The 25,421-nt window shown below is 68.0% G+C and carries 24 protein-coding genes; 16 read left to right on the forward strand and 8 right to left on the reverse strand.

Going from position 1 to position 25,421, the window contains the following annotated elements:
• Positions 1 to 68 precede the first annotated feature (68 nt).
• From OHA70_RS30535 to OHA70_RS30565, 7 genes are all read left to right on the forward strand, one after another.
• Complete coding sequence (locus tag OHA70_RS30535) at positions 69 to 848, forward strand: IclR family transcriptional regulator (RefSeq protein ID WP_328323367.1); 780 nt, start codon at positions 69 to 71, stop codon at positions 846 to 848.
• On the forward strand, positions 838 to 2,040 hold the full coding sequence (locus OHA70_RS30540) for a CaiB/BaiF CoA transferase family protein (protein WP_328323369.1): 1,203 nt from the start codon (positions 838 to 840) through the stop codon (positions 2,038 to 2,040). The genes OHA70_RS30535 and OHA70_RS30540 overlap by 11 nt, the downstream gene beginning before the upstream one ends.
• On the forward strand, positions 2,037 to 2,873 hold the full coding sequence (locus OHA70_RS30545) for a citryl-CoA lyase (protein ID WP_328323371.1): 837 nt from the start codon (positions 2,037 to 2,039) through the stop codon (positions 2,871 to 2,873). Before OHA70_RS30540 ends, OHA70_RS30545 begins: the two co-directional genes overlap by 4 nt.
• A 14-nt stretch (positions 2,874 to 2,887) precedes the next feature.
• Positions 2,888 to 3,508, forward strand: a complete 621-nt coding sequence (locus tag OHA70_RS30550; RefSeq protein WP_328323373.1) for a TetR/AcrR family transcriptional regulator — start codon at positions 2,888 to 2,890, stop codon at positions 3,506 to 3,508.
• Between the two features lie 110 nt (positions 3,509 to 3,618).
• Entirely contained in the window at positions 3,619 to 4,833 is a 1,215-nt protein-coding gene (locus OHA70_RS30555) for a cytochrome P450 (RefSeq protein WP_328323375.1), read from the forward strand.
• 13 nt (positions 4,834 to 4,846) lie between these two features.
• Positions 4,847 to 5,041: a ferredoxin gene (locus OHA70_RS30560; protein ID WP_328323377.1), complete on the forward strand. Its 195-nt coding sequence runs from the start codon at positions 4,847 to 4,849 to the stop codon at positions 5,039 to 5,041.
• Positions 5,042 to 5,047: 6 nt separating this feature from the next.
• Positions 5,048 to 6,274, forward strand: coding sequence for an NAD(P)/FAD-dependent oxidoreductase (locus OHA70_RS30565; protein WP_328323379.1), 1,227 nt, complete (start codon positions 5,048 to 5,050; stop codon positions 6,272 to 6,274).
• Here the strand turns inward: OHA70_RS30565 and OHA70_RS30570 are convergent.
• On the reverse strand, positions 6,247 to 7,137 hold the full coding sequence (locus OHA70_RS30570) for a helix-turn-helix domain-containing protein (protein ID WP_328323381.1): 891 nt from the start codon (positions 7,135 to 7,137) through the stop codon (positions 6,247 to 6,249). The two genes, OHA70_RS30565 and OHA70_RS30570, sit on opposite strands and share 28 nt — an antisense overlap.
• Before the next feature lie 150 nt (positions 7,138 to 7,287).
• On the opposite strand from OHA70_RS30570, the gene OHA70_RS30575 reads away from it, so the two are divergent.
• Positions 7,288 to 8,265: an aldo/keto reductase gene (locus OHA70_RS30575; RefSeq protein WP_328323383.1), complete on the forward strand. Its 978-nt coding sequence runs from the start codon at positions 7,288 to 7,290 to the stop codon at positions 8,263 to 8,265.
• Here the strand turns inward: OHA70_RS30575 and OHA70_RS30580 are convergent.
• From OHA70_RS30580 to OHA70_RS30590, 3 genes are read right to left on the reverse strand one after another with little or no spacing between them, the layout of a single operon-like run.
• The gene (locus OHA70_RS30580; protein ID WP_328323385.1) at positions 8,243 to 9,913 is read right to left on the reverse strand and encodes an AMP-binding protein; all 1,671 of its coding nucleotides are present in this window, start codon (positions 9,911 to 9,913) and stop codon (positions 8,243 to 8,245) included. The genes OHA70_RS30575 and OHA70_RS30580 overlap by 23 nt on opposite strands.
• A 37-nt stretch (positions 9,914 to 9,950) precedes the next feature.
• Entirely contained in the window at positions 9,951 to 10,832 is an 882-nt protein-coding gene (locus OHA70_RS30585; RefSeq protein WP_328323387.1) for an SDR family NAD(P)-dependent oxidoreductase, read from the reverse strand.
• A 9-nt stretch (positions 10,833 to 10,841) separates the two neighbouring features.
• Entirely contained in the window at positions 10,842 to 11,645 is an 804-nt protein-coding gene (locus OHA70_RS30590) for an alpha/beta fold hydrolase (RefSeq protein ID WP_328323389.1), read from the reverse strand.
• Positions 11,646 to 11,676: 31 nt separating this feature from the next.
• Between OHA70_RS30590 and OHA70_RS30595 the strand changes: the two genes are divergently transcribed.
• Positions 11,677 to 12,804, forward strand: a complete 1,128-nt coding sequence (locus tag OHA70_RS30595; protein ID WP_328323391.1) for a M24 family metallopeptidase — start codon at positions 11,677 to 11,679, stop codon at positions 12,802 to 12,804.
• A gap of 21 nt (positions 12,805 to 12,825) precedes the next feature.
• On the opposite strand, the gene OHA70_RS30600 is transcribed toward OHA70_RS30595, so the two are convergent.
• Positions 12,826 to 13,803: a GlxA family transcriptional regulator gene (locus OHA70_RS30600; RefSeq protein ID WP_328323393.1), complete on the reverse strand. Its 978-nt coding sequence runs from the start codon at positions 13,801 to 13,803 to the stop codon at positions 12,826 to 12,828.
• Positions 13,804 to 13,873: 70 nt separating this feature from the next.
• Here OHA70_RS30600 and OHA70_RS30605 point away from each other — a divergent pair, with 70 nt between their 5' ends.
• From OHA70_RS30605 to OHA70_RS30615, 3 genes are all read left to right on the forward strand, one after another.
• Positions 13,874 to 15,151: an MFS transporter gene (locus OHA70_RS30605; protein ID WP_328323395.1), complete on the forward strand. Its 1,278-nt coding sequence runs from the start codon at positions 13,874 to 13,876 to the stop codon at positions 15,149 to 15,151.
• 52 nt (positions 15,152 to 15,203) lie between these two features.
• Positions 15,204 to 15,704: a redox-sensitive transcriptional activator SoxR gene (gene soxR / locus OHA70_RS30610; RefSeq protein ID WP_328323397.1), complete on the forward strand. Its 501-nt coding sequence runs from the start codon at positions 15,204 to 15,206 to the stop codon at positions 15,702 to 15,704.
• A gap of 334 nt (positions 15,705 to 16,038) precedes the next feature.
• A complete protein-coding gene (locus tag OHA70_RS30615; protein WP_328323399.1) occupies positions 16,039 to 18,153 on the forward strand; it encodes a RecQ family ATP-dependent DNA helicase in 2,115 nt (704 codons plus the stop codon).
• A 123-nt stretch (positions 18,154 to 18,276) separates the two neighbouring features.
• On the opposite strand, the gene OHA70_RS30620 is transcribed toward OHA70_RS30615, so the two are convergent.
• Together OHA70_RS30620 and OHA70_RS30625 are read right to left on the reverse strand one after the other, a co-directional pair.
• Entirely contained in the window at positions 18,277 to 19,110 is an 834-nt protein-coding gene (locus OHA70_RS30620; RefSeq protein WP_328323401.1) for a helix-turn-helix transcriptional regulator, read from the reverse strand.
• Between the two features lie 9 nt (positions 19,111 to 19,119).
• Complete coding sequence (locus tag OHA70_RS30625) at positions 19,120 to 19,938, reverse strand: ArsR/SmtB family transcription factor (RefSeq protein WP_328323403.1); 819 nt, start codon at positions 19,936 to 19,938, stop codon at positions 19,120 to 19,122.
• 94 nt (positions 19,939 to 20,032) lie between these two features.
• Here OHA70_RS30625 and OHA70_RS30630 point away from each other — a divergent pair, with 94 nt between their 5' ends.
• The 4 genes from OHA70_RS30630 to OHA70_RS30645 are packed head-to-tail and all read left to right on the forward strand — an operon-like array spanning position 20,033 to position 23,826.
• Entirely contained in the window at positions 20,033 to 21,538 is a 1,506-nt protein-coding gene (locus OHA70_RS30630) for an SDR family oxidoreductase (protein ID WP_328323406.1), read from the forward strand.
• 22 nt (positions 21,539 to 21,560) lie between these two features.
• Positions 21,561 to 22,352 carry a GNAT family N-acetyltransferase gene (locus OHA70_RS30635; RefSeq protein WP_328323408.1) on the forward strand — a complete coding sequence of 264 codons (792 nt, stop codon included), beginning with the start codon at positions 21,561 to 21,563 and terminating at the stop codon, positions 22,350 to 22,352.
• Positions 22,353 to 22,365: 13 nt separating this feature from the next.
• Entirely contained in the window at positions 22,366 to 23,118 is a 753-nt protein-coding gene (locus OHA70_RS30640) for an SDR family oxidoreductase (protein ID WP_328323410.1), read from the forward strand.
• A gap of 3 nt (positions 23,119 to 23,121) precedes the next feature.
• Positions 23,122 to 23,826, forward strand: a complete 705-nt coding sequence (locus OHA70_RS30645) for a MerR family transcriptional regulator (RefSeq protein ID WP_328323412.1) — start codon at positions 23,122 to 23,124, stop codon at positions 23,824 to 23,826.
• On the opposite strand, the gene OHA70_RS30650 is transcribed toward OHA70_RS30645, so the two are convergent.
• On the reverse strand, positions 23,809 to 25,362 hold the full coding sequence (locus OHA70_RS30650) for an adenylate/guanylate cyclase domain-containing protein (protein WP_328323414.1): 1,554 nt from the start codon (positions 25,360 to 25,362) through the stop codon (positions 23,809 to 23,811). The genes OHA70_RS30645 and OHA70_RS30650 overlap by 18 nt on opposite strands.
• Positions 25,363 to 25,421 lie beyond the last annotated feature (59 nt).

A 25,421-nucleotide genomic window follows, 5' to 3' on the forward strand; every position in this document is an offset into this window, starting at 1 on the left:
ACAGAGGTTCCGCTGTGCGGATCGACGGGTTATCGTCGGAAGGTCGTGCAGGAGCGAAAGGGGTCCGGATGGATGTCGAAGGGGAGCTGCCCGGGGTGCGTAGCGTGCACCGGGCACTGGACCTGCTGGAGCGCTTCGACGACGAGCATCCGCTCTGGACGTTGGCCGAGCTGACCGCCGCGAGCGGCCTGCCGAAGACGACCGTCCTGCGCTTGGTGACGACTCTCGAACAGCGAGGACTCGTCGCTTCGACGGGGCCCGGCCGCTATGCGATCGGCCCCGGCTTCCTCCGCTGGTCGCGGTTGAGCAGCGCGAGCATGGAGGTCCCGCCGGCTGTGCGCTCGGCGCTCAACAGGCTCGCCGCGGAGACCGGCGAGACGGCCAACCTCTACATCCGGGTCGGGCGGACGCGCGTCTGCCTTGCTCAGGCTCAAGGGTCCTTGAGCGTTCGGCACACGATCGCGCTCGGCTCGGCGTTGCCGTTGTGGGGCGGCGCCGCATCGCGGGTGCTGCTGAGCGATCCGCCTGTACTGGCTGAGGATCCGTCCGTGATCGACGCGGTGGCTGCCGAGTCGCCGCAGGGCGCTGACTTCGCCAAGCAGTTGCGCCTGGCCGCAGTACGGGCGGGGGAGCGGGGCTATGCCGTGACGCACGGCGAGCGCGAGTTGGGCGCATCGGGTGCTTCAGCGCCGGTACTCCGATCCGATGGGCGTGTGGTCGCCGCTGTCGGGGTCGGTGGGCCGACGACGCGTTTCAATGACGAGCGCCTACCGGGCTACATAGCCGCCGTAGGCCGATGCGCTGCCGCCATCACGTCCAGTGGGTGGAGCGGGTTCAGTGCATCCTGACCTGCTGGCCGGGGTGCGCGTGCTGGACCTCACGAACGTACTGGCCGGGCCTTTCGCCGGGTATCAACTCGCGCTGATGGGCGCCGACGTGATCAAGGTCGAGCTGCCGGGGTCGGGGGATCTGGCGCGCAACCTCGGTGCTGATCCTGAGCTGAGCAAGGCGGGGTTGGGGATCTCGTTCCTGGCGCAGAACGCGGGGAAGCGCTCTCTGACGCTCGACCTGAAGAGCACCGCAGGCAAGGAGGTTTTCGAGCGGTTGGTCGGTGAGGCCGATGTGCTGCTGGAGAACTTCCGGCCGGGGGTGCTCGAACGGCTTGGCTTCTCGTGGGAGGTGCTGCAGGGGTTGAATCCGGGTCTCGTGTACTGCGCTGTCTCCGGCTTCGGGCAGACCGGGCCGATGCGTGGGCGGCCGGCGTACGACCAGATCATTCAGGGGTTGTCGGGGATCATGAGCGTGACTGGCACGCCGGATACTGCGCCGACCCGGACTGGGTTTCCGATCGCAGACACGCTGGGTGGGTACGCGGCGGCCTTCGCGATCTCGGCGGCGTTGGTGAAGCGCTCTCGTACCGGCGTCGGCAGTTTCCTTGATGTGTCGATGCTGGAGACGGCGATCGCGGCGATGGGCTGGGTCGTCTCCGATTTCGTCATCGGCGGGCGCGAACCACGGGCCATGGGCAACGAAAACGTCACCTCGGCGCCGTCGGGCACGTTCGCGACGGCGTCGGGTGCGCTGAACATCGCTGCCAACAAGCAGGAGCAGTACGTCGAACTGTGCACGGCCCTCGATCGCCTGGAGCTGATCGACGATCCTCGATTCGCTACCCGAGAGGCCCGCAAACAGCATCGCGTGGAGCTCAAGGCAGAGCTGGAGAAGACGCTCGGAGAGCGCTCTGCGACGGAATGGGATGGGTTGCTTGCCGACAGCGGGGTTCCCGTCGCTCCGGTTCTTACGGTTGAGCAGGCGTTGTCTTTGGAGCAGGTCTCCGAGCGGGGGCTTCTCCACGAAGTCGACTTGCCGGGCGGAGAGCGTTCTCTTCGGGTGTTGGGGAGCAGTGTTCATGTTGATGGCGCGTCGGTGGGGCCGGGGAGTCGGCCGCCGGGGTTGAGTGAGCACACCGATGAGATCCTCGCCGAGCTTGGCTACAGCGCGGTGGAGATCAGCAGGCTTCATGAGCAGGGAGCGGTATGAGCGACAAGGCGCAGGAGGCCGCGGACTGGTGGGCGACCTCGATCACCGACATCCAGCCTGGTGCGATCCGGCTGCGTGGTTATGCGATCGAGGAGCTGATCGGCAACGTCGGCTTCCCGCAGATGATCTGGCTGATGACCACCGGCGAGCTGCCGACCGACGATGAAGCCAGGCTGCTCGAACTCACGCTTGTTGCGGCCGTCGACCACGGTCCTCAAGCGCCTTCGATCGCGGCGGCGAGGATGGCGGCTTCCTGCGGGCTTGCTCTCAACAATGCGATGGCGACGGGCGTCAACCTGCTCGGTGATGTTCACGGTGGCGCCGGCCAGCAATGCATGACCGTTCTCCAGCAACTCAAGAGCACGGTCGACGCAGGTGAGTCGCCGACGGCAGCGGCGCGCGCGCTCGTTGCGGAGTACAAGGAACGGAAGGCGTTCATCCCCGGTTTCGGGCACCGCTTCCATCCGCTCGACCCGCGGCGCGATCCGCTGATGCACGCGATCGAGCGCGCCGCCCGCGATGGCATTGTCGACGGCCACTATCTGGAAGTCGCGCTGGCGCTGGAGTCCGTACTGGCCGAAGGCTCGAAGCCGATTCCGATGAACGTCGACGGCGCGACCGCGACCATCTACGCCGAACTCGGCCTCGCACCCGAGTTGGCCCGCGGGCTCTTCGTGCTCTCGCGATCCGTCGGCCTGCTCGCCCATGCCCGCGAGCAGCAGCTGGATCAGACCAGGATCAAAGGCCCGCTGCCGAAGAGCATCTCCGCAACCTATACCGGCGCGCCACCGCGACCATTGCCTCCAGGTTCACGGAATCAGGACTCTCGCTGAGAGACAATGACCAGATGCCGGACGACGAGACCATCACCGAACAGCGGGTCCGCAACCGCTGGGGCGAGGGCGACCGGCTGCGGATCGAGATCCTGGAAGGCGCCGGCCGGCTGCTGTCGGAGCTGGGTGGTGAGGACGGCCTGACCATCCGCGGGGTCGCGCGCGCGGTCGGGATCGCGCCGGCCAGCATCTATCAGCACTTCGCCGACCGGGCCGCGTTGATCGACGGTCTGGTGGATTATGAGTTCGGCCTGCTGATCAAGGCGATGGCCGCGGCCGACGAGAGTCTCGATCCTGGCGACGTGCTGGGTCGCGTTCGTGCCCAGGTACATGCCCATCGCGATTTCGCCGACGCCAAGCCAGGGCACTACCGGCTGCTGTTCGGCAAAGCCACTCGCCGGGCGGTCAGTGGCGAGCGTCCGGTCAGCGGGCCGCTGCATGAGGTCTTCACCAGGTTCATCGCAGCTTTCGACCGCTGCGCCGAGGCTGGACATGCACTGCGAATTCCGAGCAGCCGGGCCGCGTCGCTGGTGTTCGTCAGCGTCTATGGCCGGGCCGCGCTGCTGGACGGCGTCCAGATCAGCCGGCCGGACGAGGACTTCCTCGACGACCTGGTCTCGCTCATCTTCGTCTGAGCTTCCTCACGGTTTGTGATCTGACTCTCACTGTCTGGTGTCATGGCGCTGAGTTACCTAACGTTTGTTCAGTAAGAAAACAATCGTTCGGTAACTCTGGGGAGTCGACGATGACCGAGATCGTGGAGGCAGTACCGACCTATCCGATGGCGCGGGGCAAGTGCCCGTTCGATCCGCCGCCGGAACTGGATCGGCTACAGGATGAGGAACCGCTCTCTCGGGTGAAGCTGTGGGACGGCAGTACGCCGTGGATGGTGACCCGGTACGACCACAGCCGGCAGATCCTGGCCGACCCGCGGATCAGCTCCGATCCGCGCAATGACGGGTTCCCGTTCAGTACCGAGGCGCAAGCGGTCAACCGCGGCCAGTTCAACGCGTTCATCGTCCGCGACGACCCCGAGCACGCTGCCAAGCGCCGGCTGGTGACCGCTGACTTCATGATCAAGCGGGTGGAGGCGATGCGGCCGCGGATCCAGGCGATCACCGACGGGCTGATCGACGACATCCTGGCCGGCCCGAAGCCGGTCGACCTGGTCGAGGCGCTCGCCCTGCCGTTGCCGTCGCTGGTGATCTGTGAGCTGCTCGGCGTCCCGTACGAAGATCGCGCGCTCTTCCACCGGCTCGGCAAGACGCTGCTCCGGCGCGAGAACACCGCCGCGCAATCGAAGGCGGCGAACGACGAACTGCGGGCGTACCTCCGGGACCTGGTGAACCGGAAGAACGAGGGCCCTGCCGACGATCTGCTGAGCCGGCTGATCATCGAGCAAATGCGAACCGATCAGATGAGTGTCGAGGACATCGTCGACATGGGCTTACTGCTGCTGATCGCGGGCCACGAGACCACCGCGAACATGATTGCCCTCGGCACCGTCGCGCTGCTCGAGCACCCCGACCAGCTCAACGACCTGCGCGCCACCGACGACCCGAAGGTGGTCGCCAATGCTGTTGAAGAACTGCTGCGGTACCTGACCATCGTGCACAACGGCCGCCGCCGGGTCGCGCTCGAAGACATCGAGGTCGGCGGGCAGCTGATCCGCAAGGGCGAGGGCGTGATCGTCGCGACCGAGATCGCGAACCGCGACGAGGAAGCCTTCCCCGACCCGGACAAGCTCGACATCCACCGCGCGGCCCGGCATCACGTCGCCTTCGGCTACGGCATTCATCAGTGCCTTGGGCAACCACTTGCCCGGGTGGAGCTGCAGGTCGTCTACAGCACGCTCTACCGGCGGATCCCGACCCTGGCGCTGGCCGTGCCGGTCGACGAGCTGCCGTTCAAGCACGATATGGCCATCTACGGCGTCCACGCGCTTCCGGTCACCTGGTGAGAGGGGTACTGCGATGAAGGTTGTTCTCGATCAAGACAAGTGCATCGGTTCGGGGCAATGCGTACTGTCGTCGCCGGACGTGTTCGACCAGCGTGACGACGACGGGATCGCCGTACTGCTGGAGGAGCAGCCCGACGCCGACGCCGAGGAAGGTACCCGCGAGGCTGCGCGGATCTGCCCGGCGCTCGCGATCACGGTGGCGGAGTAGTCGCGCGTGCTTTCCCAGATAGTCGTCGTCGGTGCTTCGGCCGCGGGGCTCACCGCGGCCGAGGCGCTGCGGCGCGAGGGCTACATGGGTGAGCTGACCATCGTCGGCGAGGAGGTGCATTCGCCGTACGACCGGCCGCCGCTGTCCAAGCAGATCCTCCGCGGCGCCTGGGACGAAGACCGGATCGTACTGCGCTCCGCCGACGTACTCGCCGACCTCAACGCCCACTGGATCCTCGGTACTGCGGCCAGCTCGCTGGATCCGTTGGCACGCAAGGTCACGCTCACCGACGGCCAGGTGCTCGGCTACGACGGCCTGGTCATCGCGACCGGCGCGACTCCGCGGCGGCTGCCGTTCGGCCACGACCTGGCAGGCGTCCATCTGCTCCGCACCCTCGACGACACGCTGGCACTCCGCGACGGCCTGCGGTCGGCCCGCTCGGTGGCGATCGTCGGAGCCGGCTTCCTCGGCGCCGAGGTCGCGGCCGTTGCCCGGGAGTTGGGGCTGGCGGTGACCATGATCGATCCACTGCCGGCGCCGATGATCCGGCAGTTCGGCGGCGAGATGGGGAAGCTGCTGACGCAGCTGCACGAAGCGCACGGCGTGGACGTCCGCTGCGGCACGACCGTCAGCGCGCTGACCCCGGCGACCGTGACCGCGACCGCGCCACGCGGGAGTGCGCGACGCGTCACCAGTGTCGAGCTGTCCGACGGTTCGCACGTCCCCGCCGACCTTGTCCTCGTCGCAGTCGGCGCCACGCCCGCGACCGATTGGCTTGCGGGGAGTGGTCTCGTCCTAGGTGACGGTGTCGAGTGCGACCAGTACTGCGTTGCCGCACCCGGCGTGGTTGCGGCTGGTGATGTCGCGTCCTGGGATCACCCGGGTGTCGGCCGCCGTCGGCTGGAGCATCGAATGAACGCGACCGAGCAGGCCACAACGGCTGTGAAGAACCTGCTGGGCCAGGCGATCCCGTTCGAGCCGGTCTCCTACTTCTGGACCGACCAGTACGACGTGAAGATCCAGGTCTACGGCCGCTCCGGCGACGACCTCGACTTCCGCATCGTCGCCGGCGATCCGGCAGAGGGCAGGTTCGCAGCCCTGTACGGCGATGGCGACCGAGTGACCGGAGCCCTCGCCTGGAACCTCCCACGCCAGGCCCGGCTGCTTCGCCAGCACGTCGCCGACAAGACCCCTTGGGCGGAGATTCAGTTCAGCCCGTCCGCGGGCGCTTGATCGGAAGCGCGCGGGACCTCTGCGGGGCTGTGAGTCCAACTGGCGAGGATGTCGATGGCCTCGGCGGAGGGCGATGCGGGTTCAGGCGTCAGGATGACGAGGGCCTGTTCGGGGTCGTCTGCGACGGTCAGTACCTCGTAGTCGAGGGTGAGGTCGCCCACGAGCGGGTGATGCAGGCGTTTGGTGCCGCTGGCGTGAGCGAGTACGTCGTGATCTGCCCAGATGCGACGGAAGGTGTCGCTGCGCACTGACAGCTCGCCGATCAGTTCGGTGAGTTGCGGGTCGTCGGGGTGGCGTCCGGCGTACAGGCGGAGGTTGGCCACGCAATCGCCGGCCGCCCGGTGCCAGTCGGCGTACAGGCTGCTCGCCGCGTCGTCGAGGAAGACGAAGCGGGCGAAGTTGCGCTCGCGGAGGGGCAGTGCCTGGAAGTCGGTGAAGAGGGCATGACCGAGCCGGTTGGCAGCGAGAACGTCCATCCGGCGTCCCTGGATCAGAGCGGGGACGCTGAGCGCATCCAGAGCTCGGTACAGGACGGGGCGGACCTTCTGCGGACTGAGTGGTCGCCGCCGGCTGGTCCGGGCCGCGGTGGGTTGCGCGAGATCGAAGAGGTGCGCACGTTCGGTGTCGTCCAGCCGCAGCGCGCGGGCGACGGCATCGAGGACCGTTTCGGAGATGCCTTTGCTGTGGCCACGCTCCAGGCGGATGTAGTAGTCGACGCTGACCCCGGCGAGCTGTGCGACCTCTTCGCGTCGCAGCCCCGGCACCCTGCGGACACCGGCGTGCGGGGTCATACCGGCTTGCTCAGGGGTGATCCGGGCCCTGCGCGTGCGAAGGAACTCCCGGATCTCGGTACGGCGATCCATGGATCCACCGTACGACGGAACCTCCCTTGCGGGCGTCCTCGAAGGGGGTACTGACGGACCCCCGGAAGAGCAGTGCCTCTTTGGCGGGAACGAGCAGCGACCCGCCCGTGGTTACGTGAATCAACTGGAATCGCAGAAACGGAGTTGATGATGAAGCACGTCTCCTTGGGCGGACTCGACGTCTCCCGGATCGGCCTCGGCGCCATGTCGATGTCGGGCTACTACAACGTCGGCGAAGGCAGCGACGCCGAGTCGGTCCGCACCATCCACCGGGCGCTCGACCTGGGCGTCACGTTCCTCGACACCGCGGAGATCTACGGACCTTTCGCCAACGAGGAACTGGTCGGCCGGGCCCTGAAAGGTCGCCGTGAGCAGGTCGTACTGGCGACGAAGTTCGGTCTGGTCTCCCACGCCGGTGGCGGCCCGGGACACCTGGACAGCAGTCCGGCGAACATCCGTACCGCGGTAGAGGGGTCGCTCAAGCGGCTCGGCACCGATCACATCGACCTGTACTACCAGCACCGGGTCGACCCGAACACCCCGATCGAGGACACCGTCGGCGCCGTCGCCGAACTGATTGCCGAGGGCAAGGTCGGTCATCTGGGCCTGTCCGAGGCCGGTACCACCACGATTCGCCGCGCGCACGCCGTCCATCCCGTCACCGCCCTACAGACCGAGTACTCCCTGTGGACCCGGGACGTGGAGGCCGGCATCCTGCCGCTGCTGCGCGAGCTGGGTATCGGCTTCGTTCCGTATTCACCGCTCGGTCACGGCTTCCTGACCGGCCAGATCCGCTCCACCGACGACATCGCCGACGACGACTGGCGCAAGACCAACCCACGGTTCACCGGCGAGAACTTCCAGCGCAACCTGCTCGTCGTCGACGAGGTCAAGGCCGTCGCAGCCGAGGCGGCGGCGACCCCGGCACAGGTCGCCCTGGCGTGGCTGCTTGCCCAGGGCAATGACATCGTCCCGATCCCCGGCACGAAGCGGGTCTCCCGGGTCGAGGAGAACACCGCCGCCGATGCCGTCGAACTCAGCGCCGAACAGGTCGAAAGGCTCAACAACCTCACGCCGGCCGCCGGCGAGCGGCACGAGGAGGCAGTCATGGCCTCCATCGATCGGTGAGTTTGCTGCGGAGGATCTTTCCCGTTGCGTTGCGGGGGAGGTCGTCCACCAGGACGATCTTGCGGGGTGCCTTGTAGCGGGCGAGGTTGGCGCGGACGTGCTGGACGAGTTCGTCCTCGGTCACCTCACCGGCCGGTACTACGTACGCGACCAGGCGCTGGCCGAACTCCTCGTCCGGTACGCCGACCACCACCGCCTCGACGACAGCGGGGTGACTCATCAGGCAGTCCTCGACCTCGACCGGGTACACGTTCTCGCCGCCGGACACGATCATGTCGTCCTCACGGCCGTCGACGAACAACCGTCCGGCGGTGTCGAGGTGACCCAGATCGCCGGTGCTCATCCGGCCGTCGACGACTGTCTTGCTGCTGCCATCCGAGTACCCGCCGAAGACGAGGCCGCCACCCGCGAAGATCCGCCCGGTGACGCCGGTCCTCGCCGGTTGGTCATGATCGTCGAGGATCCGGACCGAGCTGCCGAGGCAAGGTCGGCCGACCGTGCCGGGCGCCGCGATCAGGTCGGCTGAGGTGGCGATGGTCGCGATCCCGATCTCGCTGGATCCGTAGGCGTCGCACAGTACTGGCCCGAACTGCGCGATGAACCGTTCGGCCAGCGCTGGGCCCAGTGCGGACGCGCCCGAGATCACCGCGCGGAGTGAGCGCAGGTCGGGCTCGGCGATAGCGGCCGGGCCGACGTCGAGCATGCGTTGCAGCATCACCGGTACTGCGACGATCGCGCCGGCCCGGTTCTTGTCGACGGACGCGAGCACCGCGGCTGCGTCGTACCGGCGGGCCAGTACCAACGGTGAGCCTAGGAAGAGGGCGAGCATCGAGTTGAGCAGACCCAACCCGTGGAACAGCGGTGGGCAGATCACCATTGGTTCGCCGGCGCGCAGCCCGATCCGATTGAGCGTGCTTGCAGTCAGTCCAGCCAACCCCCAAGCAGTAGGTGCGCGCGGCGCCGCCTTCGGAGCACCCGTCGTGCCCGACGTCAGAATCGTGATGTGCCCTGGCCGCTCAGGTGCTGGCGCCTCCGGAGCTTCGCTCACGGCAAGGTCGTCGAGGGTCGTCCGCGACGGGGCCGCGTTGGCTCCCTCGGTGTCGTGCCAGGCGATGACTGCGGGGAGATCTCCGGCTGCCTCGGCGAATTCCTCGTCGTGGATGAGGAGGTCGGGGTGGTGGCGTTCGAGGACGAGTTCGAGTTGCGGGGGAGCGAACTCGGTGTTGACGAAGAGGACGTCGGCGCCGAGACGGGAGGCTGCGAGGGTTGCTTCCAGGAAGCCACGGTGGTTGCGGCAGAGCACGGCAACCTTGCTTCCAGCAACAATCCCGTACTGCGCCCGCAGCGCGGCCGCCTGGCGCGAACACCGGCGATCCAGCTCGCGATAGCTGACCGTGCCGAGCTCGTCGATCACCGCCGGCTGGTCGGGGAACCGGATCGCGGCGATCGCTCCGAGCGCCGCCATCGACTGACCCCACTGCCGCAAGGCCCGCTCGATCGCCACCAGCTGTGTCGGCCGCGCCGACCGCCAGACGCCCGACTTGATCAGCGCGACGGATACCCCACTGATCTCACCGGCAGCACGCACCAGCCAGTCCGGTGGACGCATCGGCCCGATCGGCCGCGGCCCCAGCCGCCGCGGCGTCATCGGCCCGCGTCCGTCGTCGCTTCCGTCCAGAGCGCCATCACTTCTCCTTGCGCTGCCGGTTGGTGAGCCGGAAGTACTGCTCGAACAGCCGGTCGGTCGGCACCCGGAAGAGGTTGCCCAAGGCATCGGCAGGCCGGACGAACGGCGGAGTGATGTTGTGCGGTTTGTTCGCCACCGCGGCGCAGACCTGATCGGCCGCCTGCTGTGGGCTCAACCCAGGCATGCTGTTCAGCAACGCTGTCGGTGAACTCATCCGCGTGTGCACCAGCCCCATGTAGACCGTCGACGTCGTCACCCCGTCGTCGCGCACCTCCTGCGACACGCACCGCAGCCACATGTCGAAGGCACTCTTCGACGCCAGGTACGCCGACCACCGCGCCATCGGCGGAGTCCGTACCCCCGCAGTCGACACGTTGACGATGTGCCCGGAGCCGCGCTCGCGCATCGACGGCAGCAACTCGAGTACGAGCTTGGCCGGCCCGAGGTAGTTCACCGAGTTCGTCCGCTCGATGTCATGGAACCGTTGATAGGAGTCCGCGACCGACCGCCGGATCGACTTGCCCGCGTTGCTCACCAGCACGTCGACATGTCCGTGCTCCGCCAGCACCGTCGCGACAACAGCCTCGACCGCGTCCGGCTCGGCCAGGTTCGCCGGGTAGACAAAAGCCTTCCCGCCCTCGGCCCGGATCTCCTCCGCGACAGCCTCGAGTTGCGCGGCGGTCCGTGCCAGCAGCAGCACGGTCGCACCCGCGCGCGCAAGCCGCTTGGCCGTCGCCTCGCCGATCCCGTACGACGAGCCCGTCACCAGCACGATCTTGCCGCGCACGGCGAAGGCCAGCTGGTCGTCGGGGATCCGGGTCCGCCCGTTGGTCAACGCGACAAGCAGTGGCCACCCGAACGGACGCTTCCCAGTCTCCATACTCCGACATTACCCACTGGTAGCCTCCCTGGCGATCCTCTCCAGCCAGTCGTTGACGAATACCCCGAGCAGCGCGGGTTGCTCGATCTGGAGATTGTGGCCGGCCCGGTCGAGGACGGCGTACGAGGCGCGGGGATAGTGCGGGAGCAGCGCGTACTGGTCCACATGGCCGGTGACGGAGTCTTGGTGGCCGCAGAGGATCAGCGATGGCCGCGTGTAGACGGGACCGCTCTCCGGGGCGATCGTCAGGGCCCAGTTGCGGCGGATCCGAGCCATCGCCCGAAGGTCGGCCGCGTCCAGCCCCGGCTCGACGTCCTCTTGGTATTGCCGCAGGACATCGGCGGTCTGTAGTACGGCGATCTCGGTGAAGTCCGCGAGTTGCTCCGGAGTCAGCGTCGCGAGCACGGCTGGGTCGGACTCCAGTACGACGTGCTCGGGCACTGTCCGCTCGGCGTGCTCGAGGGCGACGCCGATCGGGCAGATGAGGCCGAGACCGAGGATCTGGTCAGGCCGCTCGGCGACCAGGCCGCGCGCCAGATAGCCGCCGTACGACTCGCCGATCAGGATGAAGGGCTCGGCGCCGATCTCGTTGTCGATGTACTCGCGGAGCGCAGCCATGATGCCGTCCGAGCTGTCGATCCCGTCGGCCGCGCTCTTGCCCATCCCCGGCAGGTCCGGGTAGAGCCGCCGGTAGCCGGGGCGGTTCGCGAAGATCGGCTCGAGGCAACCGGTCATCAGCCGGTGGTCGGGAGTCCAGCCGTGCAACGCGAGCACCGGAGTGCCCTCGCCGAAGGAGACGTGGTGAAGCGCCATGGTGATGCCCTTCCGCAGTACGGTCGGAGTTATGTCTCGCAGATCTTCGCACTCGCCACAGACAGATTCCGCCGTACTGCGTTCCCGGCTGGAGCGCGCGAGGGAGGCGGCCGCCGGCACCGGGCTGCTGATCGCGCCCGGCTCCGACCTGCGCTACCTGCTCGGCCGCGAGAGCGGCTCGCTCGAACGCCTCACCACACTCGTCATCCCAGCGGACGGCCGACCGGCTCTCGTAGTACCGAAGCTGGAAGCACCCGGGTATGACGACGTACCGACCGCCGAGCTCGGTATCGACGTCGTCACCTGGGTCGACGGCGACGACCCGTACGCCGTCGCCGTCGAGCGACTCGGCAAGCCCGATCGCGTGGCGGTCAGCGACTTCACTCCGGCTCTGCATGTGCTGGCGATGCGGGCCGCGTTGCCCGGCGCCGAGCAGGTGCTCGCGGGCCCGATCGTGCGCGAGCTGCGGATGCGCAAGGACGCGGCCGAGGTCGAGGCGTTGCGGAGGGCCGGCGCCGCGATCGACCGGGTGCATGCGCGCGTCGGGGAGTGGTTGCGGGCGGGGCGTACCGAGGCTGAGGTTGGCGCGGACATTGAGGCGGCGATTGTCGAGGAAGGGCATGTCGCGGCCGACTTCGTGATCGTGGGGAGCGGGCCTAACGGTGCTAGTCCGCATCACTCGCTGTCGGATCGGGTGATCGAGGCGGGCGATGTGGTGGTGGTTGATATCGGTGGGCCGATTGCGGAGGGGTACAACTCGGACTCCACTCGGACGTACTCGGTCGGGGAGCCTCGTGAGGCTGATGTCGTGGCGACGTACGAGGTGTTGCGGCTGGCTCAGCAGGCCGCCGTCGACTCGGTGCGGCCGGGGGTGAGTGCGGAGTCGATCGACGCGGCCGCGCGTGAGGTCATCGCGGCTGCGGGCTTCGGTGAGTTCTTTATCCACAGGACGGGTCATGGGATCGGGCTCGATGTGCATGAAGAGCCGTACATTGTCAGCGGGAACGAGCTGATTCTCGAACCAGGGATGGCGTTCAGCATCGAGCCGGGCATCTACCAGCCGGGTCGCTGGGGTGCGCGGATCGAGGACATCGTGATCGTCACCGAGGACGGCGTGGAATCGGTGAACCAACGGCCGCACGAGTTGGCGATCGTCTGAGTCGTCCGCGCGAGGCCGGCGTCAGCTCGCGCGGAAGGTTTTGCGGTAGGCAAGGGGTGGGATACCGACCTCGTTGCGCAGGTGGTGGCGGAGCGAGGCGGCGGTGCCCAGGCCGGCCGCTTCGGCGACGCGTTCGACGGGGAGGCCGGTCGTCTCCAGTAGGTGACAGGCATGCCGGACGCGTTGCTGGAGCAGCCAGTTGCCGGGGGACTGGCCGGTCTCGGCCTTGAAGCGGCGGCTGAAGGTGCGGACGCTCATCCGGGAGTGCTCGGCCATCGCGCCGAGGGTGATTTCGTCGCCGAGTCGATCGAGGACCCACGCTCGCGTGGGCGCAGTACCGTCGGTGCCTTCGTCCGGTACGAGGCGCTCGATGAACTGCGATTGACCGCCATCGCGCCAGGGTGCGACGACGCAGTGCCGGGCGGCGCGGTTGGCGACTTCGCTGCCGAAGTCGCGGCGGATCAGGTGCAGGCAGAGGTCGACGCCGGCGGCGAGCCCGGCCGAGGTGATGATGTCGCCGTCGTCGATGAAGAGCAGGTCCTCGTCGAGCAGCACCTTCGGGTAGAGCGCGCGGAACATGTCGGCGCGCTGCCAGTGCGTCGTCGCAGGCCGGCCGTCGAGCAGGCCGGCGGCGCCGAGTACGAAGGCTCCGGTGCAGATCGACGCGATCCGGGCGTCCGGACGGATGGTCGCCAGCGCCGCGGCCAGGTCGTCGGGCAGGGTGCCGTCGTGGCGTGGCTGCGGGATGTACGTGCCCGCGATGATCACGGTGTCGGCTTCGGCGAGCGCCTCGGCGCCGTGGTCGGGAATCACGGTGAACCCGAGGGCGGCCCGGACCGGCTTGCCCGCTTCCAGTCCGCAGATCTTCACGTCGTACAGGCGGGTCCCGTCGGCGGTGGTCGCCTCGCCGAGCACGGTCGGCGGAATGGTCAGGTCGAATCCGACGACCGGCTCCAGGGCCAGTACGGCGACCCGGTGCGGTGTGCGCTGAGTACCCATGGCCACATCTTGACACATGGTGGCGGTCTGGCCACTGGTTCGGTGAAGACTCCTCCCGCAGACTCGGCTGGTGACCGAGATTCTGGACAAGAAGACGACCCGGCGGCGGTTGCACCGCGCCTGGCCCGTCGCCGCCGTCGGCTTCATCACCTTGATCGGTGCGGCCGGCTTCCGGTCCGTGCCGAGCGTGCTGCTCGACCCGTTGCACGAGGAGTTCGGCTGGTCGCACGCGACCATCTCTGCGGCCGTGTCGATCAACCTGCTGCTGTACGGCCTGATCTCGCCGTTCGCCGCGGCGCTGATGGACCGTCTCGGTCTGCGCAAGGTGGTCAGTGGCGCGCTGGTCCTGATCGCGCTCGGCAGCGGGCTGACGATCTTCATGCACTCGTCCTGGCAGCTGCTGCTCTGCTGGGGGCTGCTGGTCGGAGTCGGTACCGGGTCGATGTCGATGACGTTCGTCGCGACGATCACCGGTCGCTGGTTCGTGGAGCGCCGTGGACTCGTGACAGGCATCCTGACTGCGGCTGGTGCGACTGGGCAGTTGGTGTTCCTTCCCCTCATCGCTCACCTGGCTGGGGCTTACGGGTGGCGGGTGCCCGCGTTGGTCGCGGCTGGCGCGGCGCTTGCCGTAGTACCGCTGGTGTTGCTGTTCCTCCGCGACTACCCGAGTGATGTGGGGTTGCGGGCGTACGGCGCTCCGGAGGGGAGTACTGCGGGGCAGCGGGTCAAGACGACGGGCAATAGCGGAGTACGGGCTCTGAGCGCGCTGTGGAGGGCTATGCATCGGCCGGCCTTCTGGATGCTGGCCGGTGGGTTTGCGATCTGTGGTGCGTCGACGAACGGCCTGGTCGGAACGCACTTCGTGACGGCTGCCCACGACCACGGGATGCCGCCGACCACTGCTGCGTCACTGCTCGCGCTGGTCGGAGTCTTCGATGTGGGCGGGACGATCGTGTCGGGTTGGCTGACGGACCGGTGGGACCCGCGGTACCTGTTGATCGCGTACTACTCGCTGCGTGGGCTCTCGCTGCTGGTACTGCCGTCCTTGCTCGGGCCGACCGCGCAGCCGAGCGTTTGGGTCTTCATCATCTTCTACGGGCTGGACTGGGTGGCGACTGTGCCGCCGACGGTCGCGTTGTGCCGGGAGTGGTTCGGGGTGGACGGGCCGATCGTGTTCGGCTGGGTGTTCGCGTCGCACCAAGTCGGCGCGGCGATCGCGGCCACCGGTGCGGGGGCGATCCGGGATGCGCAGGGGAGCTACAACCTGGCCTGGTACCTCGCCGGCGGGCTGTGTGCGGCGGCAGCGTTGATGTCGGCGAGTATCGGACGCCGGATCGCCGTGGCGTAGCCGCTCGGTTAGCCTCGACATTAGTTGAGGTTGACCGTGGGAGGGCGACGACGTGGAGATCGAGCCGGGCGAGCTGACGGTCGGGCAGCTGGCGGAGCGCAGCGGGGTGGCGATCTCCGCGCTGCACTTCTACGAGCGGCAGAACCTGATCATCAGCCGCCGGACGTCGGGCAACCAGCGCCGGTACAAGCGCGACACCCTGCGGCGGGTGGCGATGATCCGGATCGCCCAGCGGGTCGGCATCCCGCTCGCTGAGGTGGCCGCGATCCTCGCCCTGCTGCCGGACAACCGGACACCGACGCGGCAAGACTGGGAACGGATCTCCGAGTGCTGGCAGGTCGAGCTGGATCGCCGGATCGTCCACCTGGAACAACTCCGCGACGACTTCAAGGACTGCGTCGGCTGCGGCTGCCTCTCCCTCGACCGCTGCGCACTGGCCAATCCGTACGACGCCCTGGCAACCAAGGGCCCCGGCCCGCAGCGACTGGTCGACCCGGCCGGCGAGCCCTGCCACCCGGCCGGCGAGCCCTGTCACCCGGCGGGCTGCCGCTAACCCCACCCGCGCCATCGAGCCTCCGCCCCGGATCCACCTGCCGCGAACTCCCACGCCGCCCGCCACGCCCGCCACGCCCGCCACGCCCGCCACGTCCGCCCGGCCTGTCCCTCGGCGCATTTGGGTGGTTAACCCCTGAGGTTGTGGGTTGTCACCCTTGAATCCGGGGTGGCAACCCACACTTTGAGGGGTTGTCCACCCAAATGGGTGGGATGCGGAGGGGCGGCGCAGCGAGGTGGGGTGGGCGGTGGGCGCGGGGGTGGGGGAGGGAGTTGTCCACAGGTTGCCGAGGCGGGCCAGCGGGGTGGGGGTGGCGGCGTCTAGGGTCGTCTGCATGGGTGACATCAAGCTGTCGGATGATCGGGCTGCGACCGCCGCGGGGCTGATCCGCGCGATCGCCGGGGACGGCGCGAGTCTGCGGGCTGACCAAGAGACCGCGGTCGCGGCGTTGTGCGAGCCGAACGCGCGGGTGCTCGTCGTCCAGGCGACCGGCTGGGGCAAGTCGGCGGTCTACTGGGCCGCGACGGCGATCCGCCGATCGGAAGGCGCCGGGCCGACCTTGGTGGTCTCACCCTTGCTGTCGTTGATGCGTGATCAGGTCGGCGCCGCCGGCCGGGCCGGTCTGCGGGCGGCGACGCTGAACTCGTCGAACGTGGACGACTGGTCCGGGATCGAGAGCGAGCTGCGTTCGGGCGCGATCGACGTACTGCTGGTATCTCCGGAGCGGCTGGCCAACCCGGGCTTCGGTCGGCGCGTGTTGGATGCATTGGCCGGGCAGATCGGCTTGCTGGTGATCGACGAAGCGCATGCCGTCTCGGACTGGGGGCACGACTTCCGGCCTGACTATCGGCGGGTGTCCGACGTACTGCAGAAGCTGAACCCGGAGACACCGGTGCTCGCGACGACGGCGACGGCCAATGCGCGGGTGACCGATGATGTGGCGCATCAGTTGGGTGAGTCGACGCTGGTACTCCGTGGTCCGCTGGCTCGGTCGAGCCTGCAGTTGTCCGTCGTGGACAAGTTGTCGCCGTTGGATCGGTTCGCGTGGGTGGTCGACCATCTGCCGAAGCTGCCGGGGTCGGGCATCGTCTACACGCTGACGGTGGCGGATGCGCAACGGTTGTCGGCGGCGATCCAGGAGGTGCATGGCGCGGCTGTTCCCGTTGCGGCGTACACGGGTCAGCTGGAGGCGGGGGAGCGGGAGCGGCTCGAGGATGCCTTGCGGGGCAACGAGTTGAAGGCGTTGGTTGCGACGTCGGCGCTTGGGATGGGCTATGACAAGCCTGACCTTGGGTTCGTGGTGCATGTGGGGTCGCCGCCGTCGCCGGTCTCGTACTACCAGCAGGTCGGGCGTGCTGGGCGTGGCATCGATCATGCGGTGGTGGCGCTGCTGCCGTCCGATGCCGATGCGGGCGTGTGGGACTACTTCGCCACTGCGACGATTCCGGTGCCTGAGCAGGTCAATCGGCTGCTGCGTGGGTTGGAGGCCTATGCGCCGGATCAACCGGCGACCGTTCCTTCACTCGAGGCGGAGACCGGGCTGCGGCGTGGACGCGTCGAGTTGATGCTGAAGCAGCTGGCGGTCGACGGTGCGGTCGAGCGGGTTGAGCGCGGCTGGGTGCGTACTGCCACCGACTGGACCTTCGACGCGGCGCACTACGACGGCATCGTGTCGGTACGGCGGCGCGAGGCGGACATCATGCGCGCCTACACTCGCGGCGAACGTTGCCTCATGCAACTACTGCAGGAGTCGCTGGACGATCCGTCGGCGGAGCGGTGCGGACGGTGCTCGGTGTGTCTGGGGTTGTTGCCGGATCCGTTGAGTGCGCAGCCCGAGCCGGAGACGGTCGAGGCGATCACCCGGATGTTGCGCGGCGAGACGCATGTGCTGGAGCCACGCAAGATGTGGCCGGGTGGGGCATTCGGTGCGAAGGGCAAGATCCCACCGGCCCTATCGGCCGAGCCTGGCCGGAGCATCGTCTATGCCGACGCGCCGGAGTGGCGCGAGGTAATCCGCTCCGTCTTCAGCTCGACCCCTGATGCGGCTTCGCTCGATGCACTGAAGGCAGGCTGTGTCGCGGCGCTGTCCCGCTGGCGCGACGCTTGGTCGCGTCGTCCGGAGGTCGTGGTGACATTGCCGGCAGCAGGTCATCGCCAGCTGGTCACCGAGATCGCCAACCACTTGGCCGAGATCGGCCGCCTCGAACGAGCCGAGCTGACAGTCGACGGCTCCGCCTTCGCCGACGACCTCTCCTCCGCCGAGGAGGCAAAGGTCTGGCGAGACGGCATCTCAGTCGACCCATCAACCGCCCAGTCAATCACCGACCGTTCGGTCCTCCTGGTCGTCGACGCCTCATCCTCCCAATGGCCAATCACAGTAGCCGCCGCCAAGCTACGAGAGTCAGGCGCCGCCGCAGTCCTCCCACTCCTCATCCATCGCCGCCCGTAGCAGCAGCCGCCGCCAAGCAGCGCGGGGCCGGCGCGGCCGTAGCGGTCGGCGCACCGCACCCCGCCCATCTCATACCGCCGACCTGGTACGGCAGCGACCCGATCGTGCTGACCGACAGCGGCATCATGTGGTGGGAGAGGTGGCCATCGAGCGGGCGGCGAGTACTGCCATGGCTTCGGCGGTGGGGGAGTGGTCGTCGGCGTGGAAGATGCAGAGGGTTAGACCCTCCGGGCCGTTGATCTGAAGTTTCTCGGATTGCAGGTCCAGATGACCCACGGCGGGGTGGTTGAGACGGTTGACGCCGCCGATGCGGGCGACGATGTCGTGCCGGTTCCAGAGCTCCCTGAAGCGATCGCTGCCGGCGGAGAGCTCGTCCACCAGGAGGATCAGGTCTGGGTCGTCCAAGTTGGAGCCGACCTGCGCGCGCAAGGCGGCGACGCCGTTCGCGGTGATCAGATCCCACTCCCGCCGGAACAGCCGCTCTTCTGGATCCAGGAAGACCTGACGGAGCAGGTTGCTGCCGACTTTGTAGTCAGGGGACAGCTCGACCGCGATCGCGTTCGACGCCAAGATGTTCAGCAACCTGTCCTGGACGTACGCCGGCGTCGTGGTCCAACTGTTGATGAGCCGCAGCAAACTCGGCGGGACGTCATCGATGCTCCCCGCCAGTCCGCGGACCTCGACCGGATGAGCGAGATCGTGCAAGTGCGCGGTCGCGTCAGGCGACAACTGGAGCACCTTGGCGAGGGCGTCGAGCACCTGGTCGGACGGATGTAGATCTCGACCCTGCTCCAGCCGCATGTAGTAGTCGCTGCTGATCCCTGCGAGCAGCGCCAGCTCCTCCCGGCGCAGGCCTTGCACGCGGCGCCTTCCGCCGGGTGGCAGCCCAACGTCCTCCGGCTGGACGCGTTCACGCCTCGCCCGCAAGTACTCACCTAGACGATTGCTGTTCGGCACGCCTCAACGCTAGCCGACCTTCTCCAGCGCAGCCTGAAAGTCCGCGGACTCCGCGAAGGACTTGAGGTCCGAGATCAGCTTGGTCCAGCCCTCGTCGATCATCGCGCGGATGGCGCTACCGGGCTCGAAGCCGGTGTGGATCACGGTCAGCTTCACCTGGTCGCCGTCCGGCTCCAACTCGAAGCTCGCCCGCGACAGCGGCTCGGCGCTCGTCTTCGCCACCAGTTCGTCGTCCATCTCGGTGGCCTTGGCGAACTCCGGCGTGATGTGGTGCCAGGTGAACGCGAACCGCCGGTACGGGTCGTACTCGAGCACCTCTTGGCCGGGGCCGGACATCGTGACGTCGCCCATCACCCAGTCGATCGGCGAGCCGACCTTCCAGTCGGTCATGTGCTGCACACCCCAGTATTCCTGGGTGAAGGACGGATCGGTGAGGGCCTGCCAGAGCCGCTCGGGCGTGGTCTTGATGTAGGTCGTGTAGACGAAGTCGTTGTCGCTCACTGGTTCTGTCTCCAATGCTGTCTTGAGGTCGGCGAACAGCTGAACCCGCCGCCGGTCGTACTGGTTGATCCAGCGATCCGCGATGGCGTTGATCGGCTCGGCGTTCAGGTGGTGCAACTTCTCCCGGCCGCGCCGGACGGTGGTGACGAGGTTCGCGCCCTCGAGCACGGCGAGGTGCTTACTGACCGATTGCCGAGCCATCGACAGCCCGGCGCACAGCTCACTCAGCGTCTGCCCGTTGCGCTCGTTCAAGCTGTCCAGCAACTGCCGCCGGCTCGGATCGGCCAGCGCGCGGAACACCTCGTCGTCCATCACCACTCCGTTCATGCAGCCACTTGGCTGCCTAAGGCACAATAGGCAGTCAAGTGGCTGCATGTCAAAGGGCATGATCCGGCCGCTAAAAGGGCACTGGACGACCCACATGGATACGAACAAGCTGGTTCTCGTCACAGGCGTCACCGGGTACATCGGCGGCCGGCTCGTGCCGGAGTTGCTCAAGGCCGGCTACCGGGTCCGGGCGATGGCTCGCAATCCGCGCCGCCTCCGCGATCGCGAGTGGTACGACGACGTCGAGGTGGTCGAGGCGGATGCCGGCGATCGGCACCAACTCGATGCGGCGCTCGAAGGCGTCGACGTCGCGTACTACCTGATCCACGCCCTGGGCACCGGCAAGCGCTTCGAGTCCCGCGACCGCCACACCGCGCTGACCTTCGGCGCGGCCGCTCGCGACGCCGGGGTCGGACGCATCGTCTACCTCGGCGGCCTCTACCCGCAGGGCGAGGAGCTCTCGCCCCACCTCGACTCGCGGCGCGAGGTCGGCGAGATTCTGCTCGCTTCAGGCGTACCGACGACCGTGCTGCGCGCCGCCGTCATCCTCGGTTCGGGATCGGCCTCCTTCGAGATGCTCCGGTACCTGACCGACCGACTGCCCGTGATGGTCACCCCGCGCTGGCTGCACACGCGGATCCAGCCGATCGCAGTACGCGATGTTCTGCTGTACCTCGTCGGCAGCGCGTCGATGCCGCCCGAGGTCAGCCGGGGCTTCGACATCGGCGGTCCGGACGTACTGACCTATCGCGCCATGATGCAGCGGTACGCCGCTGTCGCCCACCTCAGCACCAGGCGGATCGTCACCCTTCCGCTGCTCACCCCGTCGCTGTCGAGCCACTGGGTCGGCCTCGTGACGCCCGTGCCGAACAGCATCGCCAGACCCCTGGTGGACAGCCTTATCCACGAGGTGGTCTGCAAGGAACACGACATCGAGCAGTACGTCGCCGACCCCGCCAGCGGCCTGATCGGCTTCGACCAGGCCGTCGAGCTCGCGCTCAAGCGAGTCCAGGAACTCGACGTTTCGACCAGCTGGGCCTCCGCGTCCATGGCTGGTGCGCCGAGTGATCCGCTACCGGGCGACCCGGACTGGTCGGGTGGTTCCTTGTACGTCGATGAGCGGGAGAGCGCGATCGCGACGACTCCCGAGCAACTCTGGTCGGTGATCGAGGGGATCGGCGGCGGCAACGGCTGGTACTCCTGGCGACTGGGCTGGTGGGCCAGAGGAGTCCTCGACCGGGTCTTCGGCGGACCCGGCCTGCGCCGCGGCCGGCGAAACCCGAACGACCTGTCCGTGGGCGACCCGCTCGACTGGTGGCGGGTGGAGGAGATCGAGGACGTCAAGCTGCTCCGGCTGCGCGCCGAGATGCGACTGCCCGGACTCGCCTGGCTGGAGCTGATCGTCGACACCGATGACGACAAGCGAACGATCTTCCGGCAGCGGGCGCTCTTCCATCCGCATGGACTGCCCGGGCACCTGTACTGGTGGGCGATCAAGCCCTTCCACGGCATCGTCTTCGGCGGCATGCAACGCAACATCGCCGCGGCGGCCCAGAGCGGCGAAAGCCCCAAGTGGCGGCCGTCGCGCAAATCGTCTTGACGCGACCCGCGACGATGGTGAGGTGGACTTCACCAGCCTCGGCTACCGAACCGACCTGATGCTGCTGCAGTTGAGCGGCTCCGTGCTGACCGACCAGGGCGACTACGTCGTCGTCCGTACGCCGGCCAATCCGTTGTTCTGGTGGGGCAACTACCTGCTCTTCCGTACGCCGTTCGCGCCGGGCGACGCTGCTGCGCGAGAGGAGACCTTCCACCGCGAGTTCCCCGACGCGAAGCACGTCGCGCTCGGCATCGACAGCATCGACGGTGAGGTCGACAGCGAGGACGAGGTCAAGGCACAGGGCCTGGAGGTCGACCGCAGCACGGTGATGACCGCGGCCGGAGTACGCGAGCCGGCCCGGCCGAACGAGACCTCGCAGTACCGGTACCTGAGCAGCGACGACGACTGGGAGCAGACGCTCGAGGTGTCGCTGGAGTGCGCCACGATGACGGTCGACGAGGAGTACCGGGAGTTCAGCCGGCGCCGGATGGAGGCGGAGCGGAAGCTCTGCGAGACCGGGCACGCGCGCTGGTTCGGTGCTTTCGACGGCGGTCGGCTGCAGGCCTCACTCGGGCTGGCGTCGGACGGGTCGGGGGTCGCGCGCTTCCAGAACGTGCAGACCCGGCCGGCGGATCGGAACCAGGGCATCGCGAGCACGCTCGTGTATCGCGCCTCGCGGTACGGATTCGACGAGTTGGGTGCGCAGACGTTGGTGATGGTCGCCGATCCCGGCTATCTCGCGATCCGGATCTACCGGGGGCTGGGGTTCGACGACAACGAGGTCCAGCTGGCGGTGTTCAGACCGCCTGCGTGAAAGGCTGGGCCGCATGACTGAGACAGGAGCTCGCCGCGGTACGGCGTTGGTCACTGGTGGCAGCCGCGGGATCGGTGCGGCCGCGGCGATCGCGTTGGCGACGGATGGCTGGGATGTCGGGATCAGCTACCGCACGCGGTCGGACGAGGCAGCGCAGGTGGTCGCAGCTTGCGAGAAGATCGGGCGGCGCGCGTACGCCGTACAGGCTGATGTCGCTGAGTCGGAGCAGATCGAGCAGCTCTTCGATGCGGTGACCGGTGAGCTCGGGGCGATTGGTGCCGTGGTCAACAATGCGGGGATCGTGTCGCCGAGCGGGCGGGTGGCCGACTATGACGTCGAGCGGTTGGAGCGGGTGTTCCGGATCAACACGATCGGGGCGTTCCTGGTCGCGGGTGCCGCAGTACGGCGGATGTCGACCGCCAGCGGTGGAGCTGGGGGAGTCATCATCAATGTCTCGTCGCGCGGAGCCGTGCTGGGGTCGGCGGGTGAGTACGTCGACTATGCGAGCAGCAAGGCGGCGGTCGACACGATGACGGTCGGGCTGGCGAACGAGGTCGCGAAGGAAGGCATTCGCGTGCTCGGCGTCAGGCCTGGGCTGATCGATACGGACATTCATGAGGAGGGCCGGCTCGAGCGGATCGGCGGTACGCCGCCGCTGGGCAGGCCGGGCAAGGTCGAGGAGGTCGCCGAGCTGATCGCGTTCCTGGCCTCGGATCGCGCGTCCTACATGACCGGCTCGATGGTCGACGTCGCTGGCGGGCGCTGACGGATGGCCCTGCGACCGGTCGATCTGGCGCGCCGGGCCGGGATCTCGACGCAGCTGGTGCGCAACTACGAGACGGTCGGCATCATGCCCGAGGTGCCGCGGAGCCAGTCCGGCTATCGCCAGTACGACGAAGTGCATCTGCAGGCGATGCTGACGTTTCGGGCGCTGGTCCCTGGGTTCGGGCATGAGACCGCGACGGCGATCATGCGGGCTGTCCACGATGGGGATCAGGCACTTGCGTTCCGGTTGATCGATGCGAGCCATGCTGGGTTGCACGAGCAGCGGCTGGCCACGGATGTGGCGAGTGAGGCGCTGGGGGAGGCGGCCGAGGAGTTCCTCGACGGCGTACCGGTGGTGAACGGGCCTGACCTGCTGGTGGGGGAGTTGGCGGCGCAGCTCGGCGTACGGACGTCGACGTTGCGGGTCTGGGAGGCGGCGGAGTTGCTCATGCCGGTGCGGGAGGCGGGGACGAAGTACCGGCGGTATGGGCCAGTACAGGTCAGGGATGCGCGGATTATTGCGATGTTGCGGCGCGGGCGGTACGGGTTCGACCAGATCCGGCCGGTGCTGGACGGGTTGCGGCAGACCGGGAGCACCGAGGCATTGCGTGCAGCCGTGGCGGAGCGACGAGCGGCGCACGACCGTCGGACCCGCGCCATGCTGCACGGCGCGGCACTGCTTCACGAGTACTTAGGTGGGAATCGCTAGCTGGGTCGGGCGGTTGCGGCCGCGGACGGTGACTTCTTCGCCGGCCTTCCAGTGGGCGGCCTCCGCCGGAGCGGACTCGTCGACAGCAGCCATGGAGGCGAGTAAGCGGCCGGGAACGGTCTTGGCCAGCTCGGTCAGGCGAGCTGCCTCATTCACGGGGTCGCCGATGACGGTGTACTCGTGCCGCCGAACATCCCCGACCGTACCCGCAACGACTGTGCCGGCGGTGACGCCGATACCAGCCGTTGCCTCAGGCAACTCATCGACCAGGCGGCGGGCCAGCGCCCGGCCTGCTTGGAGAGCGCTCCCTGCAGGGTCGGGCAGCTCGGCCGGGGCGCCGAAGATCGCGAGCACCGCGTCGCCGCCGAACTTGTTCACGAAGCCGCCCTGGCGGTCCACCTCATCGACCACGATCTCGAAGAATCTGTTCAGCAGCTGCACCACCTCGCCGGGCGCCCGGTCCGCGGCGAGCTGGGTCGACCCGATCAGATCGACGAAAAGGACCGCGGCGAAGCGTTCCTCGCCGCCGAGAGCGTCACTGGCCAACGCCTCCCGCACCACGTCGGGTCCGACGTACCGCCCGAAGAGATCGCGAATCCGCTCGCGCTCACGCAGGCCGGCCGCCATCCGGTTGAAGCCCGCCTGCAGTGACCCCAGCTCGGTACCGTCGAAGACCGGGATCTGGACGTTCAGATCCCCGTCGCCGATCACCGCCAGCGCGTTCCGCACCGAGCGAACCGGCGCGACCACCGACCGGGCGGTCAAGAACGTGAGGAAGCCACCACAGGTCAGCACAACGGTGCCCAGGGCAAGGATGATGACCGCCAGCCGGGTCGGCGAGACGTCCCTGTCGATCAAGGCGAGCAACGCCGTGAGCATCAGCCCGAGCACTGGTACCCCGGAACCGACCGCCCAGAAGAAGATCGTCCGCGCCTTCAGGCCCGCCGAGAGCAGGCGTCTGGGTGGCGCCTGGTCGGCCAGCGCCCGCGCGGCGATCGGCCGGAGGGTGAACTCGGACAGCAGATACGAGACTGTGCAGGTGACGATCGCGCCGTCGACGATGGTGACCAGCACGCGGAGAACGCTCTCTGGCTGCAGCGCGAGGGTCAGCCCGGTGAAGAAGACCGTGGCCAGCGACCAGAGGAAGACCTCGACGAGGGTCAGCCGCAGAGGTAGCTGGAGCGTGGCGATCTGCTCCCTGCGTGTCGCAGGCCTGCCATCGAGGACCCACTTGGTGGTCCGTACGGCGAGCCGGGTGCTAACGACCACCCCGACGGCCAGTGCTATCACGAAGTACGCCGGAACCGCGATCGTCCGGACCAGGCTCAGTTCGTCGTTGATCGGTGGTCCCGGCAGGACGAAGACGGCCAGCACGAAGACGACCGAGGCGCCGATGATGTTGGTGCCGACGCAGAAGACGGTCAGCAGCAGCTGAGCGCGGATCCGTAGCTGTAGCGGTGACTGGCCGGCCGGGCCGAGCAACCAGGATCCGAACGGCTTCCGCTGAAGGACCAGCTCCGGCCGCCGCTGCGACATCCTGCCCCCATTCTGCTGATCCAGCAGGGGTATCCCGTCTGAACCGGTTTTGGCACGGT

It is taken from the genome of Kribbella sp. NBC_00382 (genome assembly GCF_036067295.1).
Lineage (GTDB): Bacteria > Actinomycetota > Actinomycetes > Propionibacteriales > Kribbellaceae > Kribbella.

What these genes read in the sequence shown, in the direction of transcription:
- OHA70_RS30590 (WP_328323389.1), bottom strand. Translation starts at nt 11,645, where the DNA reads ATGGCGCTTCACCACGTCTCCTTCGGCGAGGGCACTCCGGTGCTCGCG.
- OHA70_RS30650 (WP_328323414.1), bottom strand. Translation starts at nt 25,362, where the DNA reads ATGTCGCAGCGGCGGCCGGAGCTGGTCCTTCAGCGGAAGCCGTTCGGA.
- OHA70_RS30600 (WP_328323393.1), bottom strand. Translation starts at nt 13,803, where the DNA reads ATGGGTACTCAGCGCACACCGCACCGGGTCGCCGTACTGGCCCTGGAG.
- OHA70_RS30640 (WP_328323410.1), top strand. Translation starts at nt 22,366, where the DNA reads ATGACTGAGACAGGAGCTCGCCGCGGTACGGCGTTGGTCACTGGTGGC.
- OHA70_RS30630 (WP_328323406.1), top strand. Translation starts at nt 20,033, where the DNA reads ATGGATACGAACAAGCTGGTTCTCGTCACAGGCGTCACCGGGTACATC.
- OHA70_RS30625 (WP_328323403.1), bottom strand. Translation starts at nt 19,938, where the DNA reads ATGAACGGAGTGGTGATGGACGACGAGGTGTTCCGCGCGCTGGCCGAT.
- OHA70_RS30535 (WP_328323367.1), top strand. Translation starts at nt 69, where the DNA reads ATGGATGTCGAAGGGGAGCTGCCCGGGGTGCGTAGCGTGCACCGGGCA.
- OHA70_RS30580 (WP_328323385.1), bottom strand. Translation starts at nt 9,913, where the DNA reads ATGACGCCGCGGCGGCTGGGGCCGCGGCCGATCGGGCCGATGCGTCCA.
- OHA70_RS30550 (WP_328323373.1), top strand. Translation starts at nt 2,888, where the DNA reads ATGCCGGACGACGAGACCATCACCGAACAGCGGGTCCGCAACCGCTGG.
- OHA70_RS30595 (WP_328323391.1), top strand. Translation starts at nt 11,677, where the DNA reads ATGTCTCGCAGATCTTCGCACTCGCCACAGACAGATTCCGCCGTACTG.
- OHA70_RS30560 (WP_328323377.1), top strand. Translation starts at nt 4,847, where the DNA reads ATGAAGGTTGTTCTCGATCAAGACAAGTGCATCGGTTCGGGGCAATGC.
- OHA70_RS30555 (WP_328323375.1), top strand. Translation starts at nt 3,619, where the DNA reads ATGACCGAGATCGTGGAGGCAGTACCGACCTATCCGATGGCGCGGGGC.
- OHA70_RS30570 (WP_328323381.1), bottom strand. Translation starts at nt 7,137, where the DNA reads ATGGATCGCCGTACCGAGATCCGGGAGTTCCTTCGCACGCGCAGGGCC.
- OHA70_RS30615 (WP_328323399.1), top strand. Translation starts at nt 16,039, where the DNA reads ATGGGTGACATCAAGCTGTCGGATGATCGGGCTGCGACCGCCGCGGGG.
- OHA70_RS30585 (WP_328323387.1), bottom strand. Translation starts at nt 10,832, where the DNA reads ATGGAGACTGGGAAGCGTCCGTTCGGGTGGCCACTGCTTGTCGCGTTG.
- OHA70_RS30575 (WP_328323383.1), top strand. Translation starts at nt 7,288, where the DNA reads ATGAAGCACGTCTCCTTGGGCGGACTCGACGTCTCCCGGATCGGCCTC.
- OHA70_RS30645 (WP_328323412.1), top strand. Translation starts at nt 23,122, where the DNA reads ATGGCCCTGCGACCGGTCGATCTGGCGCGCCGGGCCGGGATCTCGACG.
- OHA70_RS30545 (WP_328323371.1), top strand. Translation starts at nt 2,037, where the DNA reads ATGAGCGACAAGGCGCAGGAGGCCGCGGACTGGTGGGCGACCTCGATC.